This window comes from Streptomyces sp. NPDC048566 (genome assembly GCF_043199735.1).
In the GTDB taxonomy this organism is placed as follows: Bacteria; Actinomycetota; Actinomycetes; order Streptomycetales; family Streptomycetaceae; genus Streptomyces.
Window position 1 is genome coordinate 232,528 of the sequence record NZ_JBICWL010000007.1, and the last position, 17,754, is coordinate 250,281.

A 17,754-nucleotide genomic window follows, 5' to 3' on the forward strand; every position below is an offset into this window, starting at 1 on the left:
CGGTCCTCCCGGTCGCGGCGGCTCCTGACGCCGCCGCGACCGGGCCCGCGCCCGCCCTCCAACTCCCGCCCCCGCTCCGGAGGTTGCCGTGCCCGGTACGCAGTCCGTCGCCGTCCCCACCGCCGGGGCCCGTCTCATCCGCGCACGCAGGGGGTGGTGGTTCCTCGGAGCGGGCGGATACGCCCTGATGCGGCCCGGCCAGGTGGAACCCGACGGCACCCTGCGGCCCTCGGCCGAGCGCTACCTCCGCGACGCCGGCCTCTACGCGGCCAAGCCGTACACCTCGTACTCGCTGACCGTGCTGACCAGCACCGACTGCAACCTCGGCTGCGGATACTGCTTCCAGAACACCGCCCAGGACCCCAAGGGAGGCAGCCGGCCGCCGCGGATCAGCCACGCCCGGCTGACCCCCGAAGGCGTGGGCCAGGTCGTGGAGTTCACCCGTGAGCGGATGGCCGCCGCGGGCATGGACCGGCTGTCGCTGCTGCTGTTCGGCGGGGAGCCGCTGCTCAACCCGCGAGGCTGCCGCGACCTGCTCACCCGGGCCGGCCGGCTCGGCTCCCTCACCGCGTCGATGACCTCCAACGGGACGCTGCTCACGCCGCTGATCGCCAAGGAACTGAACGCGGCCGGCCTCGGCTCCGTGCAGGTGACCTTCGACGGCGACCGCGCCGACCACGACGCCATCCGCGTCCGGCGCTCCGGCGGCGGCACCTTCGACGTCATCGTCTCCAACATCGCGCGGGCCATCGAGAAGACCTCCCTGCGCTGGATGCTGCGGGTCAACGTCTCGCACCTGAACCGAGGCGGCGTGGACGAACTCGTCGAGCGGCTCGGCACGCAGCTCGATCCGGCGCGCTGCGGCATCCACTTCGCCCGTGTCGGCGACGTCGGCGTCGGCTACGCCAACAACCTCCTGCACGAGAACGGCCTCGTCGACGACTTCGTCCGCTGGCACGCCCGCGCCCTCGAACTCGGCTTCACCGTCACCCGTCCGCGCGCCCATGTCCCCTGCCAGGCATGCTCCTTCACCGACGGACGCTACGGCGCGGTGATCAACGCCGACGGTGTCCTGGCCAGTTGCTGGGAGACCGCGGGCAAGCCCGGCATGGAGGTCGGCACCCTCGCCGACGGGTACCTCGACGCCGAGCAGACCGAAGGCCGCTGGGTCAGCTGCCACGACCACTACCAGTACGACGAGGAGGCGGCCGTCCGCGCCGTCTTCCAGGACCGCGTCGACGCCGGTGTCCTGGACTGCCTCGACGCCGCCGGACGGCTGGGATGAACCGCGCCGGCATCCTGCGCACCAACCCCGACTTCCGCCGGTTCTGGCTCAGTTCGACCCTCTCCACCCTCGGCTCCCAGCTCTCGCTGCTCGCCTTCCCACTGCTCGTCCTGTCCATCGGCGGCAGCGCGGCCCAGGCCGGAACGGTCGCGACCTGCTCGCTGGTGACCCGGACCCTGCTGCGCCTGCCGGCGGGCCACCTCGCCGACCGGCTGGACCGACGCATGATCATGGTCGGCACCGACCTGGTCCGGCTCGTGGCACTGGCCAGCATCCCGCTGGCGTCCGCCCTCGCGGACCTCGGGCAGGCGCATCTGCTCGGGGTCGCCGTCGTCGAGGGTGCGGCGACCGCGCTGTTCGCGCCCGCCGCCACCATCGCCGTGCGCGACGTGGTGCCGGAGAAGGACCTCACGGACGCGCTGAGCCGCAGTCAGGCGGCCATGGCGACGAGTTCGCTCGTCGGCCCGTTCCTCGGCGGCTGGCTGTTCACCCTCGACCCGATCCTGCCGTTCGCCGCCGACGCGCTGTCCTACGGGGTGTCCGCCGTGCTGCTGCTGCGAATCGTCACCCGGCCGCCGCGCCCCGTCGCGCGGGCCGACCGCGACGACCGCCTCACGGCCGGCCTGCGCTGGCTGACGCACCAACGGGCGCTGCTCGCCGCGCTGCTGTTCGCCGCCGGCATCAACGTCGTCTCCGCGGCCGCACAGACCACCATGGTCGTCTCCCTGCGGCAGAGCGGCGCCGGCGGCACGGCCATCGGAGCGGTGATGGCCTGCGCGGGCGTCGGCGCGATGCTCGGCGCCGCCGCCGCGCCCCGGCTGATCAAGCGGGTCCCGGCCGCCCGGCTGTTCCTGCTCATCGGCGCGGTCTGGGCGATCGGCCTCGCCGTCTTCGCCGGCACCACCCACCCCTGGATCATCGGGCCCGTGCTGGTCCTGGTCGTCTTCTTCAGCCCGCCGGCCGGCATCGTCGTCGGCCGCGCCATGCTGGTGCTCGCCCCGCGTGACCTGCTCGGCAGGGTCAGCACGGCGACCGGCCTGCTCATGGCCGGCCTCGCCTCCCTCGGGCCGCTCGTGGCCGGCTCCTTCGTGGACTCCCTGGGCGCCGGCCGCACCTGGCTGGCGCTCGCCGGGACCGCGGCCGTCGTCACCGTGGTGTCGTCGGTGCCGCTGCTGCGCGAGACCAGCCTGGACGCGGTGGCGGACGAGGCCGGGAACGCCGCGTCCGCGGGCCGCGTCCCGGCGGCCTCCGCGGGCACCGCCGGCGCCACCTGCACGGACCCGGATGCCCCGCGGCCCGTCGACGTCCCGGACCCCGCGCACGCCCTCGGGGCGGATCGCGAGGAGCGGGCGGACGTCGTCGCGCATGGCGAGCGGGCCCCCCGGACCGACGGCGACGGGCACCCCGCAGCCGCCTCGAACACCCCGCGCCGCGCCCCCGGCGCCGAGCCCGGACCCGACGCCGCGCCCCCCGAACCTCCGTTGCCGCCCCGCCCCGCGTCCGGCGACGGCCCCGCGTCGCCTCCCGGCACCGGCGCCCCGGACGCCCCCGTCTGACACCGGGACCCGCACCGGACGCGAGGGCGCTCGTCCCGTCGACGCTCGCCCCGTCCCCCGATACCCGCACCCCGCGTCGGCCGGCCACCCCGCCCCCGCGCGGCGGAGCACCCGCGCCCCCCACCGGCCGGGCGCGCCGTCCCGTCCCTCACGGCGCGCGGTCGGGCGTCGCGCCTCCCGACCCCCGCGCCTGCATCCCCGCGCCCCTGCATCCCCGCGCCGCCGCACCGGCGGTGAGCCGATCCGTCCGTCCGTTCGCTGATCCACCCCGATCCCTCTCTGGAGCGCCGCGATGACCCAGTCCCCGCCCCGCGACGCGGGGCCGAGGTCCGCCCGGTACGCCTACCCCGACGCTCCGCGCAGCGGACCGGAGGAGACCCTCCACGGACTGAGGGTGGCCGACCCCTACCGCTGGCTGGAGAATCCCGAGGACCCCGCCACCGTCGCCTGGTCCGCCGCCCAGGACCTCCTCTACGCCCGCGAGGAGGCCCGCTGGACGGACCGCGACGCGTGGCGGTCGCGGATGACCGGCCTGCTCGCCACCGGCGGCGTCCGCCCGCCCGTGCCGCGCGGTGGCCGGGAGTTCCACCTGCGCAGGGAGCCGGGGCGCGAGGTCGCGGCACTGGCCGTCCACGAGGCGGGCGCGACCCGCGTCCTCCTCGACCCGCTGGACGCCGACCCGTCCGGCACCACGGTGCTCGACGCCTGGGAACCCTCCTGGGAGGGCGACCTCGTGGCCGTCCAGCTGTCCTCCGGCGGCACGGAGCGGTCGGTGCTGCACGTCCTCGACACCGCATCGGGCGGCACCGTCGGCGGACCCGTGGACCGGGTCCGCCGTTCCCCCGTGGCCTGGCTGCCCGGCGGCCGGGCCTTCTACTACGTGCGCGGCCTGCCCCCGGAGCCCGGCGCGCCCGCCCGCGCCCCCCGCCGCCGCGTCTACCTGCACCGCGTCGGCACACCCGCGGACCAGGACACGGAGATCTTCGGCGCCGGACGCTCCGACACCCAGTACTACACCGTCGCCACCACCCCCGACGGCCGCCGCCTCGCCGTCGGCGCCACCGAGGGCACCGCACCCGCCACCGACCTGTGGATCGCCGACCTCGCCGAGAGCAGCCCCGGCCGGCCCCGGCTGCGCCGCCTCCAGCACGCCGCCGACGGCCGCACCGCCGTCCGCCTCCGCCCCGGCACGGGTCCGCTGCTCCTGAGGACGACGCACGGCGCCCCGCGCGGCCGGATCGCCGCCGCCGGCCGCACGGCAGCCGGCCCCGACGGGTGGCACACCCTGGTCCCCGAGGAACCCGGCACCGTACTGGAGGACTTCGCCGTCCTGGACGGACCGGCACTGGACCGGCCGCTGCTGGCGGTGTTACGCACCCGGCACGCCGTGGCCGAGCTGGCCCTGCACGACGCCCGGACCGGTGCCCGGACCGCGACCGTCCCGCTCCCGGGACACGGCACCGTGACGCAGATGACGACACGTCAAGAACCAGGTCACGAACTCTGGTTCACCTACACCGACCACATCACGCCCGGCGTCGTCCTGCACCACGACGCGGTCACCGGCCTGCTGCGGCCGTGGCCCGGCGGCCCCCCGGCCCCCGCCCCGGCCCACGGCGTGCACGTCACCCAGGAGGTCGCCCGCTCCCGCGACGGCACCCGCGTCCGCGTGTTCGTCATGTCCCCCACGGGCCGCCCCGACCGGCCCCGCCCGGCCATCCTCACCGGCTACGGGGGCTTCGGCGCCTCGATGTCACCGGGCTTCACCCCGCAGGCCGTGCCCTGGGTCCGCGCGGGCGGCGTCTACGCGGTGGCCTGCGTGCGCGGCGGGGGAGAGGAGGGCGAGGAGTGGCACCGCGCCGGCCGCCGCGCACACAAGCACAACACCTTCGACGACTTCGACGCCGCGGCGGACCACCTGCTCGACGCGGGCCACGCCGCACCCGGCCGCCTCGGCCTCCTCGGCAGCTCCAACGGCGGCCTCCTCGCCGCCACCGCGCTGACCCGCCGCCCGGAGACCTACGCGGCCGCCGTCTGCGCGGCACCCCTGCTCGACATGGCACGCTACGAGCGGTCCGGGATGGGCGCCGTCTGGCGCGACGAATACGGCAGCGCCTCCGACCCCGAGGACCTCGCGCGGCTGCTCGCGTACTCGCCGTACCACCACGTGCGCGAAGGCACCCGCTACCCGGCGGTGCTGCTCGCCGTCTTCGACGGCGACACCCGCGTCGACCCCGCGCACGCCCGGAAGATGTGCGCCGCCCTCCAGTGGGCCGGCACCGGCACCGGCGCCGGACCCGTGGTGCTGCGCACCGAGCGCGGCGTCGGCCACGCCACGCGCGGCGCCTCGCGCAGCGCCCGCCTCTACGCGGACGTCATGGCCTTCCTCGCCCACCACCTGGGCCTCGCTCTGCCGGAGGGCGGCTGACATGAAGGTGCTCCTGTGCCCGCTCAACGACCCGGGCTACCTGTACCCCGCGATCGCGGCCGGCCGTGAACTGCGCCGCCGCGCGCACACGGTGCACGTCCTCGCCGGCCCGCACGCCGCACCGGCGGCCGGCGCGGCCGGCCTGGAGGTGACGCCCCTCACCGACCCCACCGCGCTGTCGGTGGCCCACTGGACGGTCCGCGGCCCCGAGCAGTACGCGGCCGTGGCACGGGCGGTCGAGCGGCTGCGGCCGGACGTCCTGGTCACCTCCGTGCTCTGCCACGGCGCGCTCGTGGCGGCCGAGGCCGCCGGCCTTCCGGTCGTCGTCCTCGGCCTCGCGGCACACCTGTGGCCCTACCGCGGCGGCCCCGGTCCCGCGGACGCCCACGACCGGGTCTGGCGCCTGACGGAGACCCTGAAGCACTACACGGCGGTCCGCGCGGCGGCCGGTCTCGCCCCCCGCCGCGACCGCTTCCCCGACACCCCGCTGCTCGGCACGGCCTTCCTGCTGCGCGGCCACCCCGACCTGGAGCCTCCCGGCCACGAACTGCCCCCGGCCGTGACACACGTGGGTCCCTGCTGGTGGGAACCGGACCCTCCGGCGGCGCCCGAGCCCCTCCCGGGCCCGGGGCCCCTGGTCTACGTCCATCTCGGGCGCACCTTCGGCGGCGCCTCCCTCTGGCCGCGCCTCAACGCGGCCTTCACCGGCGGCACCCACGGGGCCGTCGTGGAACTGGGCCGCTCCGGCGCCTCGGAGGCCGCCGCGGGCGCCCGCATCGTCGTCGGCCGGCGCCCTTGGATGGGCCCGCTCGTCGACCGCGCCGACCTCGTCCTGACCAACGCGACCTCCGCCCCGGTCCTCGCCGCACTCCTGCGCGGCAAGCCGCTGCTCGTCGCCCCCAACGGGTCCGAGCAGCAGGTCCTGGCCGCCGCCTGCCTGCGCGCCGGCGTCGCCCGCGCGCTGCCGGGGCCCGCGGCCACCGCCGAGGCTCTGCGCGACGCGATCACACGGACCGCCCGGGACGCCGGGCCGCGCTCGCGCGCGCGGCGGATCGGCGCTCTCCTCGCCGACGCCAAGAGCGAGACCCGCGCGGCCGACGCGGTGGAGGCCGCGACCCGCTGACGCGAGGCTCGCCCCGGCGGCGCTTCCCCGTCGCCCCGCGGTGCCGCGGTGCCGTGCGCTGCCGTGCCGTGTCGCCCACCTGCCGCGTCGTGTCGTGTCGTGTCGAGGTTCACGCGTGCCGCGGTACCGCGCCGGGCGGTGCTCCACCCCGCGCACCCGCCGCACCGCGCCGCGGTGTTGCGCCCTGCGGTGCCGCGCCGGGCGCTGGAGTGCCGACCGCGCGGTGCCTCCCCGCGCGGCGGTGTGCCCTGCCCTCGCCGTGCGGTGCGCGGTGCCGTGCCGGGCAGTGCTCTACCCCGGGCTGCGCCGTGCCGCCCACCCGCCGTTCCGTGCCGCGGTGTTGCGCCCTGCGGTGCCGTGCCGGGTACAGGGACGCCGTACTGCGCGGTGCCTTACCCGCGCACGGCCGTGCCCTGCGCCCGCCGTTCCGCGCCGCCGCGTCGCCTGCCGCGGTGCCGCGCCGGGCGCTGGAGTGCCGACCGCGCGGTGCCTCCCCGCGCGGCGGTGTGCCCTGCCCTCGCCGTGCGGTGCGCGGTGCCGTGCCGGGCAGTGCTCCTCCCCGCGCTGCGCCGTGCCGCGCACCCGCCGTACCGTGCCGGATGCATGGATGTCCTGCCGCGCGGTGCCTTACCCGCGCGATGCCGCCTCGCGCAGCCGCGGTGCCGTGCAGCGCCATGCGGTGCCTACCCCGCGCCGCCTCGTGGTGGGACCTGCCTCGCCTGTCGTCGTGTTCCTCCCCGCCCGGTCCCGCTCCGCCCGCGCAGCACCCCGGCACCGTGGCACGACGCCACGCGGGGCGGACCCCGCCTCGCGTACCCCGGACCCCGGACCCACGCCGGCGGCACCCTCCGGCGATGGGACCGGAGGGTGCCGGCCGGTGTCGAAGCCGGTGCGGATGCCGCCCGAACTGGACGGAACCCGACCGGAGTTCACCGGTCGTGCGCCGCCTGCGGGGGCACGCCGTCGAGCAGGACGTCGCGCAGCGCGGCCAGCAGCTCCAGGCCGCGCGCGCGGACCGCCGCCGGCGTCTCCTCCCGGCGCCGGTCGGCGATGACGGCGAGGGCCGCCGCGGCCTGGCGGGCGAAGAGGGCGAGCAGGTCCAGTTCGCCGAGGCTGGAGCGGGACTGCTCCGCGGGGTCGAGCACCTCCAGGACGCCGAGCACCCGGTCGTGGTGGGCGAGCGGCGCCGCCATCAGCGCGTCGGGCACGTACCCGGTCGACTTGGCGACGTCCCGGGCGAACATGCCCTGCTGCCGCAGATCGTCCGCGATCATCGGCTCGCCCGAGACGAGCACCCAGCCGGCGAGCCCGCGGTCGGCCGGGAACCGCGAGCCCACCAGGGACTTCTCGCCCTCCCCGGCGACGGCCTGGAAGACCAGCTCGCCGGCGTCCCGGTCGTGCAGCAGGACGGAACTGGCCGCGGCGCCGAAGATGGCCCGCGCGGTGTCGACGACGGACTGCAGCAGGTCGTGCTCCGCGCTGCCCGGGCGGGTCGCGGGGTCCACGCCGGCGGCGGGGACGAGGCCGGGGGGCTGGCTCATGATTCACCTCGGGTTCCTGGGTCGCCGATGCGCACGTTCGCGGCGGAGAGGTAGAGCGCGTGCTTGATCTGAAACGGGGTCAACTTCCGGTGCGTGCCGAGCAGCCGAGCGCACATCCCGCTGATGAACGGGGTGGCGAAGCTGTTGCCCGTGGTGCGGATCGTCGTGCCGCCCGTCCAGGCCACCCGCACGTTCTGACCGGGGGCGAAGAACTCCACGGGAGGCGCGGGGTTGTACAGGAACAGCCCGGCGTCGTCCTCGCGGTGGGTGCCGACCGAGATGACCGACGAGAACCGCCAGGGAAAGCTCTCCACCGGCGTGTTGTGCGCGGACGCCACCAGCGTGGTCCCCGTGAAGAACGCCTGGTCGGCCAGCGACCGCAGGGTCTCCAGGAACTTCGGCCGGGTCGTCGACAGACTGAGGTTCACCACGTCGAACCCCTGGTCGACCGCCCACCGCAACCCGGTGAGCAGCGCCTCGCCGCTGCCCGTGAACCCCTCGCCCAGTACCCGCACGCTGTACAGCTCGCAGTCCGGTGCCACGCGCCGCACGATGCCCGCGCACGCCGTGCCGTGGCCGCACCCGTCACCGGAACCGTCCGGCAGCCGCCCGCTGTCGACGACCCGCAGACCGCCGCCGGGGACGGGCGCCACCTCGTAGGAGCCCTGGACCGCGCCCACTTCGGGATGACCGCATTCGACCCCGGTGTCGACGACGCACACCCGCACCCCGCCGCCGTCCGACCACGCCGAGGGGTCGGCCGGCAGGTCCGGCACGGTGTCGGCGAGCATCGCGAGATCGTCGGGGGAGCGGTCCCGCAGGCTCCAGGTGAGCCCTCCCGCCGTTCCTGTGGTCATCCGGTCCTGCCTTCCCGTGCGGCCGGGCGGTCCTCGTCCCGGGCCGTGGCCGTCGTCTCCTCGGCGAACGCGGACGCGCGGTCCGCGCCCGGCCGGTGCCCCTTCGCGGCGAAGTACCCCCGCGCGGTCCGCGCCTCCCGCGCCGCCCGCCCGGGGAACCCGAGCGCCCGCAGCGTGTACGCCAGGTCGAGGGCGGCCGTGCCGCGGACGACGGGGGAGTCGGTGCCACCCGCCGCGGCCACGGCCCGGCGCGCGCAGCGCAGCGCGTGCCGCGGGTCCCCGCCGGCGGCCAGGGCGCGCCCCCGCAGCCCGTAGGCGTCGGCCGCCTCGGCCGGAGGCAGCACCGCCCGCCCCGGGTCCGGCAGCGCCAGCGCCTGCGCCGGGTCACCGCCGTCCAGCAGGATGCGCGCCCGCTCCCGGGCGATGCCGGGCAGCGCCCCGGTGGCGCCGAGCGCACGGCCCGCGCGCTCCGCCTCCTCCAGCAGGGGCAGGCGTTCGGCCGGCGCGCCCGCCGGCGCCTCGACCTCCGCGGCGAACAGCGGGACGAACAACGCGCTCTCGGCGTACCCGAGACCGCGGGCCAGTCGCGCCGCCTCGGCCAGCCGCTCACGGGCCTCCTCGTGCCGGCCCGACAGCGCCAGCAGCACGGCCAGCGGGCAGCACAGCGTCGCCCGGACGGTCGGCCGGCCCGCGCCGTGGGCCGCCAGGAGTTCCTCGCAGCGGTCCACGGCCACCGCGACCGGCGTCGGTCCCCGCCACAGGGAGATCCCCACGGCACCGAGCGCCAGCGCCCGTTCGCCCTCGGCGTCCGCCCGGCCGGCGTGCTCCAGGGCCCGGTGCAGCAGCGCCTCCGCCTCGGCGTGCCGTCCGCGCCGCTGCCGGTCCTGCGCGATCCGCACGCAGGCACGGGCGACGCCCTGGTCGTCGCCCGCCCGCGTGAACAGCGGCAGCGCCGCCTCGGCCACCTCCGCCACCGCCCCGTGCCGGGGATCGAGCGCGGTCAGCGCGAGCCGCGCGTGGGCGGCGCCCAGCGGATCGCCGGCCCGCTCCGCTGCGTCGAGGGCGTCGCTCAGCAGCTCCCGGCCGCGTTCCGGCTCGCCGCGCGCGACCTTCGTCTCGCCGAGCCGCCGCGCGGCCTCCCCGGCGGCCGGCTCCCCGGGGCCGGCCAGCGCCAGGGCCTCGGTCAGCAGGTCGTCGGCCCACGGAAGGTCGGACCGGGACAGGGCCGCCGCCCCGGCCCGGGTGAGCAGAGCCGCCGCGCGGCCCCGCAGGGCGTCCGCGTCACCGCCCTGCACGCCGAGTTCGGTGAGCAGGCGGTGCGCGCGGGCCAGATGCGATCCGACCGCCGCGTCACCACCCCCGTGCCGCACGAGCACCTCCGCGGCGTGCTCGTGACGCCGGGCACGCACCTTCTTCGCCATCCCCCGGTAGGCGGTCTCCTGCACCAGCGCGCTGCCGAAACGCAGCACCGACCGCGCCGCGGCGGTCCGGCCCGCGGCCTCGATGAGCCGCCGCCGCAGCAGCCCCGGCAGCAGCCCCGCGGCGGACGGCGCGGGGCCCTCCGGGTCCTCGGCGCCGGCCAGCTCGGTCAGGTCGGCCCGCCCGAACTCCCGCCCCAGGACGGCGGCCACCTGCAACAGGGTCCGCTCCCGCGGCGGCAGCGCGTCGATCCGGGCACCCAGCAGGGCGTGCACGCCCAGCGGCAGATCGTCGCACTCGGCCGCCACGGCCGTCAGGTGCTCCAGGTACAGCGGATTGCCCTCGGCGCGGTCCAGGGCGCCCTCCAGCACCCCCTGCCGGTGGGCCGCCACCTCCACGAGCTCGCCGGCCAGCGCGGCGGACTCCTCCCGGCTGAGCGGCGACAGCAGCAGCGACGCCGCACGCATCCGCCCGCTGCCCCAGCCCGGACGCCTCTCCAGCAGCTCGGGGCGCGCCACGCACACCAGCGCGACCGGGCAGCGGTCCAGCTCGTCCAGCAGCCGGTCCGCCATGTCCAGCAGCGGCCCGGACGCCCAGTGGCAGTCGTCCAGCACCAGCACCACCGGCCGTTCGCGCGACAGCCACTCCAGCAGGCACGCCAGCGCCATCAGCGTGTCGTCCGCCGAGGGACTGGGCGTGCCGTCGGCGAGCAGCCCCGCCCGCAGCAACTCCAGCGCCTGAACGGTCTCCGTGGCCTCGCACGCGGGAAGACCCGCCCGCGCCGCGTCCCCTTCGACGGCGGCGAGGACCTGGCGGACGGCCTCGCCGAGCGGCGCCAGCGTGCCGCTCTCCCCGTAGGGCCGGCACCGGCCCTCCCCGTACGCGGGACAGTCCCGCAGCCACTCGCGCAGCAGCCGCGTCTTGCCCAGCCCCGCCTCCCCGTACACCGTCACCAGGTGCGACCGCGGGTCCCTCTCCAACTTGGCCAGCAGCAGCCGCAGTTCGGCGAGTTCCTGGGTCCGCCCGATGAACGGGGTGTCGAAGCGGCGCACCCGCTCGGGGTCGTCCTCGTGCAGGGCGAGCAGGCGGTGCGCCGGGACGGGGGCCGCGACGCCCTTCAGCGACAGGTCCCCCGCGGGCTCGGTGACCGCGGACGGGCCGGCCGCGCGCAGGGTGGCCGGCCCGATCAGGACCTCGCCCGCGCCCGCGTGCTGTTCCAGCCGGGCACCGATGTTGACGACCTCGCCCGAGACCAGGGCCTGCCGGGCGGAGGGGTCGACGTTCACCACCACCTCGCCGGTGTTCACCCCGATCCGGACGGCCAGCCGCACACCGTGCTCCCGCTCCAGCTCGGCGTTGAGCCCGTCGAGAGCGCCCACCATGCCGAGCGCGGCGGCCAGCGCCCGGTGGACGTCGTCCTCGTGCCGCACGGGCACCCCGAACACCGCCATCACGGCATCCCCGATGAACTTCTCCACCGTCCCGCCGTGCTCATCGATCCGCGCCCGCATCGCCGCGAAGTACCGCAGGGTCACCGTGCGCAGCGTCTCCGGGTCGAGCCGCCCGGACAGCGCCGTCGAGCCGACGAGATCGCAGAACAGCACGGTCACCACCCGGCGCTCCTCCGCCGCGGCCACCTCATTAGCCACCTCGCAGGCGCTGCCGCAGCGCGGGCAGAACGCCGCCCCGGCCGGCGGGGGTTCGGGGCACCGCGGACACGCCGCAGAAGCGCCGCCGCCCATCAGAACAGTGCTCCGCCGGCGATCTCGCTGTGCGCCTGCACCTCCGGCTCGGCCGCGTCCAGCCGCTCCTTCAGCCCCAGCAGCAGCGCCAGTTCCTCCGCACTGAGGTCCTGGAGCACCTCCCGCTGCTCGGTGGAGAGACTGTGCAGCGGGAACCCGGCGTCCTCCAGCGCGCGGAGCCGGTCGCGATCGGGTGCGGGGTCAGTCATGGGCGCTCTCCCATCCGGTTGGTGCCGCGGCGATGCGGTCGAACAGCTCGGCGAGGAGGGAGACCGTGTGCAGCGCGCTCACGGCGACCAGGGAACGCTGCGCGGCATCCAGCGCCAGCCCCTCGATCAGCCGGTCCAGGTCCGCGCTGTGCCCGCCGTCGAGATCGGCGTGCAGGCGCAACGTCGCGAACGCGGCCGGCGGCAGCCCCGTCAGCCGCGCCAGCCGGCCGGCCAGCCCCGGCGCGGGAGCGTTGCCCTCCAGGACCGCGATGTACCCGAGCAGGGCCACCGGATGGCCGTGCTCCAGCCAGTAGTACTGCGCCCCCACCAGGGCCGCCACGAGCGCCGGCGGGACCGCGCCCGCCACCTCGCCCGGCGCCGCCCCGGCCACCGCCGCGTCGGCGAGCAGCCAGCCGTCGTGGCCGCGCTCCTCCTCCGCGTGCGCCCGCAGGTACCGTGCGAGCGGCGCGGCCACCGCATCCCCCGGCATCGCCTCGCACCGGGCGGCGGCCCGCTCCATCAGCGGCACGGAGGCCCGGATCACCTGGTGCATGGCCCGCAGGTAGTGCCGGTACCGCACCGCCAACGCCTCGTCCGCACACCACATCCGGGCGGCGGCCGACCGCAGCACCGGTTCCACCAGGGACAGTTCGAGCCGCAGGCTCGCGACGGCCGACAGACTCACCCCGAGCCCCCCTCGCCACCGCCGGCGCCGCACGCGGTGCACGCACCACCGGGCGCACCCCGCCCGCCGGGACCGCCGAGCAGCACGAGCGGCGCGTACCGGCCGCTCCCGTAGCGCCGCAGCAGTGAAGCCGCGCCCGCCTCGCGCTGGAGCCGGGCGCCGAGCTCGTCCATCACGCCGGCCGCCGGACGCGAGCCCGCGCGTTCGGCCGCCTCCAGCGCACCGGGTCGCCCGGGCAGGCCACGGCAGTCCGCGCACGACCCGACCCCGGCGGTGCGCACGGTGCGCAGCACCGGCGAGGTACGGCAGCGGCGCACCACCGCGGCCCAGTCGTCGTGCGCGATGTGCCCGAGCCGCAGATGCTCCGGGACGGGCCGGCCGTCCACCACACGCTGGTTGCAGCAGGCCACCACGGTGCCGTCGAAGGCCACCACCGGCCAGGCCGCCATCGCGCACGGCGCCGCCGGCACCCCCGGCGCACCCTCGGCCCCGCCGCCGAGCGGGACCGGCCGGGCCGCCGCCCAGCCCGCCGCCCGGCCCGCCGGGCGGACCCGATTGACGAGGACGGCGGCCTGGTCGCGGAATTCCCGGCGAATGGCGGCGGTGACGTCGGCGACATACCCGTCGTCCCCGGCGGCGCCCACCACATGGAAACTCACCTCGATTCCGCTGTCCATCACGCGGTGCATCGCACGGAAGACATCCGCGCGCGCCACCTCGCGTTCGTGGAACACATCGAGGCTCGCCGAGAAATGGGCGACGTCCCGCAGCGCCCGCAGGACCCGGTCCGGTACCCGGCCCCCGGCCGCGAAGAACATCCCGCTCAGCACCGACGTCCGCGTCCCGGCCTCCGCCGCGAGCGCGGCGAGGTCCGCGACGAGCGCCGGCCGCAGCAACGGCTCACCGCCCGTCAGCAGCAGGACCTCCGGACGGTCCGCCGGCGTGAACCCGCCGACGAAGCGGCGCAGCGCGTCCCCCGGCGTGTCCTCGCCGCGCGGCCCCGACGACGTGGAGCAGTGCGCGCAGCTCAGCGGACAGCGCCTGGTGAGCGTGGCGAGCAGCCCGGCGGCCGGCACCGGCCGCAACTCGATGATCTCCGCCAGCCGCACCGCGTCACCTCCGTCGCTCGCCGGGACCTGCGCCGCCAGCGTGCCGGGCACCGGTTCGGCGGCGGTTGGCGGGCGGTTCGGTGCCGGTTGGCGACACGGCCCCGGCCGCCGCCCCCCGGACCCGCCCCTTCTCTCCGGTATGCGGCCGAACGCACCCTTCGTCCCGGCGGGTCGGTTGCTGCATGCACCTTGAGCCATCCCCGTGTCCATGGCCCCCGCACCGGCCCGTGCCCATGCTGTGAAGACCGCGGGAATTCCACCGAATTCCCCGCGCGGACCACAGCTCCCCGCGGATCACCTCACCCCCTGCCGCACCACCGGAGGCTTTCGTGTACGGAATGTTTTCCCTCGCCCAGAACCCCGACGACACCGGTTGGGGAAGGGGCTGACGGAAGATGGTCGATTCGCTCACGGAACACCGCGGCGCCGACACGCGATCCGCCCTTCCCCGCGAACCCGCCACCGCACGCGACGCCGAGCAGCCCACCACCCCGCTCCGCACCGGGCCACCACCGGCCGGCCCGGACGACGACGGCGTGAGCGCCGACCACCCGGCCGCCACCCTGCGACTGACCCTCCTCGGCCCGCTCCGCGCCTCACGCGCCGGACGCCCCCTGGAACTCGGCCCCCTCAAACAACGCCTCGTCCTCGCCGTCCTCCTCACCCGCCCCAACACCCCCGTCTCCCTCGCGGAACTCACCGACGCCCTCTGGCCCGACGCACCACCCCGCACCGCCCGCAAGAACCTCCAGGTCTACGTCTCCACCCTGCGCCGCGTCCTCGACCCCGACGACCTCGGACGGCTGCGCCACGGACCCGGCGGCTACGTCCTGCACCTCACCCCGCACGAGTGCGACACCCTGCACTTCGAGGAACTGGCCCGGCGCGGCGACGCCGAACTGCGCGCCGGCTCCCCGAGCCGCGCGGCCCGGACCTACCGCCGCGCCCTGGACCTGTGGCGGCACGACCCCTTCAGCGACCTCGCCGCCCACGCCGACGTCCTGCGCGCCGCCGTCGAACGCCAGCGCGCCCGCCGCCTGGCCGTCTACGAGGCGTGGGCCGAAGCCCAGCTGGACATCGGCGACCCCGGGCCGGTCGCCGACACCGTCGACGAGATGGTGAGCCGGCATCCGCTGCGCGAACGGCTGCGCGCCGTCCAGGTCACCGCGCTCCACCAGGTCGGCCGCAGGACCGAGGCCCTCGCCGCCTACGACGACTGCCGCCAGCAGCTCTCCCGCGAACTGGGCCTCGAACCCGGCGCCGCCCTGCGCGCCGCCCACCGCTCCCTGCTGAACGACCTGTCCGCGCCCCGGCCGCCCCGCACCCACACCGGCTCGCGCCTGCTCCCCCCGGATCCGGCCGACTTCACCGGACGCAGCAGCGAACTCGACCGGACCGCGGCACTGCTGGAGGCCGACGGCGGCCCCCCGGTCCTGGTGACCGGCGCCGCCGGCATCGGCAAGACCGCCTTCGCCGTCCACCTCGCGCACCGTCTCGCCGCGCGCTTCCCGGACGGCGTCGTCGCCACCCGGCTGAGCGCCGAGGACGGCTCACCCCGCCCCCGGGCATCGGTGCTGGCCGAGCTGGCCCGCTCCCTGGGCTGCACCGAACGCCTGCCCGCCGACCGGGAGGAGGCGGCGACCGCATGGCGCTCCTGGCTGTGCGGCCGCACGGTCCTGCTCCTCCTGGACGACGTGCCCGACGCCTTCCCCCTCGACCCCCTGCTGCCGCCGTCCGGCACCGCCACCGCCCTGCTCACCTCCCGCGGCCGGCTGCCCCGCCTGGAGTGCGCGCACCGCGTGGAACTGCCCCCGCTCACCGACCCCGAGGCCCGCGACCTGCTCGGCGGGATCATCGGACACGGCCGGCTCGCCGCCGAGAACGCCGCCGCCGCCCGGATCGCCGCCGCCACCGGCCACCTCCCCTTCGCCCTGCGGGCGGCCGGCAACCGCCTGTCCGTGCTGCGCCACATGCCCCTCGCCCAGTACGCCGACCGCCTCGAACACCCCGCCGAGGCACTGGACGAACTCGCCTCCGGCGGCCTCGGGGTCCGCACCCGCCTCGCCCGCACCTGGGACCGGCTGCCCGCCCCGGCCCGCGACACCCTCCGCGCCCTCGCCGCGCTCCCCGGCACCGCCTTCACCCTCGCCGCCGCCGCCCGCGCGCTCGGCCGGGACGGACGGACCACCCAGCGAGCCCTGGAGGAACTGATCGACGTCGGCGTGCTGCCCCCGCCGTCTGCGCCCGACGTGAGCGCCCACACGACCGCCGCCCCGGACGGCCTGCGCTACGAACTGCCCTGGCTCACCCTGCTGTTCGCGCGGGAACAGGCGACCGCGCCGGGACACCGGTGCTGACCACTCCACCCCGACGAGCCGCGCGACGCGAACCGGGAGCCCCGCCATGCCGGCCGCGGCCGGCCGCGGCCGGTGAACGGGCCGCCGCGGACGGCCCGTTCACACCACGGCCCGAAGCGGAGAACCCCTCCCGCGGCCCCACCGAGACGGCAGGCACCGCCGGGGCGGGCGCCCGCACCGCCGGCCCCCCGGCGTGACCCGGCCGCGGGCGCCCCGCGCGCACACCCCGCCCGGCCGCGCCACGCCACCGGCCCGCGGCGCGGGAACCGCCGCACCGGGCGTCGCCCCCGCGGACCGCTCAGGTCCCGCCCGCCGCCGCGGACGCCGGCCCCGAGGACTGCACACGGGCCAGATACCCGGCCTGGAAACGACTGGCCGCACCGAGCTGCTCCATGATCTCGGCGATGTGCTTGCGGCAGGTCCGCAGCGACATGCCCAGCCGCCGGGCCACCATCTCGTCCTTCATGCCCTCCGCCAGCAGCCGCACGATGGCCTGCTTGACCTCGTCCCGCGCGGAACTCTCCGTCCACGCCGGCTGGTAGGGCTCCGCCAGCGACCAGGCGTGATCGAAGGTCGCGCACAGATACGACACCGTCGACGGCTCCTGGATCACGATGGCCGCGTCCAGATCGTCCTGGTGCGGAATGAACACCGTCTCCGTGTCGAACGCCACCATGCGGCCGAACAGTTCGCTCAGCGTCCTGATCTCGGCGCCCTCGTCGGTCATCCGGCGCGCGTACTCCTGCGTCGGCAGGTGGTAGCGCGCCGTGTGCTGGTACAGCGTCCGCATCCGCACACCCCGGCGCAGCATGTCCCGGTCCTGCACGAACGCCTGCTCCAGCAGCGCGGGGGAGCGGCCACCCCCCGGATGACAGGTGCGGACCTCCTGACGGCACCGCATCGTCGCCTCGGTGATCATCCCCACGACGGTCTCCAGATCGGTGACCTCCGTCAGCGGCGCCCGCCCGCGCCGCTGCCGCCGCCCCTCCGCGTAGAAGGGCGCCAGCACCGACAACTCCGCCCGCAGCCGGTCGATCTCGGCGAGCTGCCGGCGCAGCCCCGCCTCCCTCGGCGCCACCAGCGCCGACAGCGCCGCGTCCGGCGCCACCGCCACCAACTCGTCCGAACGCCCCGGCGGATGGCGCAACAGCAGCAGCTCCGTCAGCGTCCTCACCGCCGAGGCCGCGCGGCTCTCCGGCAGCCCCAGCGTCGCCCCCAGCGTCCGGGCGTCGCACGAACCCTGGTCGCTGACCCATCGGAACACCCGCACGGCGTCCTCCGACAACCGGCTCTCCTGCGACGCCGGCCCGGCCACCTCCCGAAGGTCCGACGTACCGCCGTCCCCACCGATGCCGCCCACTCAACCCCCTCATCAGCCGGAAGACCCCAACAGCCCTTGTCGTGTCCATTGTTCAGATGTGCGACGGAATTCCCAGACCCTCT

Annotated in this window: 12 protein-coding genes; 5 read left to right on the plus strand and 7 right to left on the minus strand. The window is 76.8% G+C overall.

The genetic code is table 11. The features are described 5' to 3' along the window. Nucleotides 1-88: 88 nt before the first annotated feature. From ACGFS9_RS14880 to ACGFS9_RS14895, 4 genes are all read left to right on the plus strand, one after another. On the plus strand, nt 89-1,285 hold the full coding sequence (locus ACGFS9_RS14880; protein WP_393253355.1) for a radical SAM protein: 1,197 nt from the start codon (nt 89-91) through the stop codon (nt 1,283-1,285). Beyond that, nucleotides 1,282-2,841 carry an MFS transporter gene (locus ACGFS9_RS14885; protein WP_393253356.1) on the plus strand — a complete coding sequence of 520 codons (1,560 nt, stop codon included), beginning with the start codon at nt 1,282-1,284 and terminating at the stop codon, nt 2,839-2,841. Before ACGFS9_RS14880 ends, ACGFS9_RS14885 begins: the two co-directional genes overlap by 4 nt. Nucleotides 2,842-3,133: 292 nt before the next feature. Beyond that, nucleotides 3,134-5,269 (plus strand): prolyl oligopeptidase family protein, encoded by a 2,136-nt coding sequence (locus tag ACGFS9_RS14890; RefSeq protein WP_393253357.1) that lies wholly within the window; start codon nt 3,134-3,136, stop codon nt 5,267-5,269. A gap of 1 nt (nt 5,270) precedes the next feature. After that, nucleotides 5,271-6,392, plus strand: a complete 1,122-nt coding sequence (locus ACGFS9_RS14895) for a glycosyltransferase (RefSeq protein ID WP_393253358.1) — start codon at nt 5,271-5,273, stop codon at nt 6,390-6,392. A 929-nt stretch (nt 6,393-7,321) separates the two neighbouring features. On the opposite strand, the gene ACGFS9_RS14900 is transcribed toward ACGFS9_RS14895, so the two are convergent. Genes ACGFS9_RS14900 through ACGFS9_RS14925 form a run of 6 tightly spaced genes read right to left on the minus strand, consistent with a single transcriptional unit; the run spans nt 7,322 to nt 13,954 of the window. Next, nucleotides 7,322-7,933: a GAF domain-containing protein gene (locus ACGFS9_RS14900; protein ID WP_393253359.1), complete on the minus strand. Its 612-nt coding sequence runs from the start codon at nt 7,931-7,933 to the stop codon at nt 7,322-7,324. Continuing rightward, complete coding sequence (locus tag ACGFS9_RS14905) at nt 7,930-8,790, minus strand: S8 family serine peptidase (RefSeq protein WP_393253360.1); 861 nt, start codon at nt 8,788-8,790, stop codon at nt 7,930-7,932. The genes ACGFS9_RS14900 and ACGFS9_RS14905 overlap by 4 nt, the downstream gene beginning before the upstream one ends. Beyond that, nucleotides 8,787-11,951: an adenylate/guanylate cyclase domain-containing protein gene (locus tag ACGFS9_RS14910; RefSeq protein ID WP_393253362.1), complete on the minus strand. Its 3,165-nt coding sequence runs from the start codon at nt 11,949-11,951 to the stop codon at nt 8,787-8,789. The genes ACGFS9_RS14905 and ACGFS9_RS14910 overlap by 4 nt, the downstream gene beginning before the upstream one ends. Beyond that, on the minus strand, nt 11,951-12,160 hold the full coding sequence (locus ACGFS9_RS14915) for an aroma-sacti cluster domain-containing protein (RefSeq protein WP_393253363.1): 210 nt from the start codon (nt 12,158-12,160) through the stop codon (nt 11,951-11,953). The genes ACGFS9_RS14910 and ACGFS9_RS14915 overlap by 1 nt, the downstream gene beginning before the upstream one ends. Then, nucleotides 12,153-12,845, minus strand: a complete 693-nt coding sequence (locus ACGFS9_RS14920; RefSeq protein WP_393253365.1) for an iron-containing redox enzyme family protein — start codon at nt 12,843-12,845, stop codon at nt 12,153-12,155. Before ACGFS9_RS14920 ends, ACGFS9_RS14915 begins: the two co-directional genes overlap by 8 nt. Further along, nucleotides 12,842-13,954, minus strand: coding sequence for a radical SAM protein (locus ACGFS9_RS14925; protein ID WP_393253481.1), 1,113 nt, complete (start codon nt 13,952-13,954; stop codon nt 12,842-12,844). The genes ACGFS9_RS14920 and ACGFS9_RS14925 overlap by 4 nt, the downstream gene beginning before the upstream one ends. 395 nt (nt 13,955-14,349) lie before the next feature. Between ACGFS9_RS14925 and ACGFS9_RS14930 the strand changes: the two genes are divergently transcribed. Beyond that, the gene (locus tag ACGFS9_RS14930) at nt 14,350-16,311 is read left to right on the plus strand and encodes a BTAD domain-containing putative transcriptional regulator (RefSeq protein WP_393253367.1); all 1,962 of its coding nucleotides are present in this window, start codon (nt 14,350-14,352) and stop codon (nt 16,309-16,311) included. Nucleotides 16,312-16,609: 298 nt separating this feature from the next. On the opposite strand, the gene ACGFS9_RS14935 is transcribed toward ACGFS9_RS14930, so the two are convergent. Next, nucleotides 16,610-17,596 (minus strand): LuxR C-terminal-related transcriptional regulator, encoded by a 987-nt coding sequence (locus tag ACGFS9_RS14935; protein ID WP_393253369.1) that lies wholly within the window; start codon nt 17,594-17,596, stop codon nt 16,610-16,612. Nucleotides 17,597-17,754: the final 158 nt, after the last annotated feature.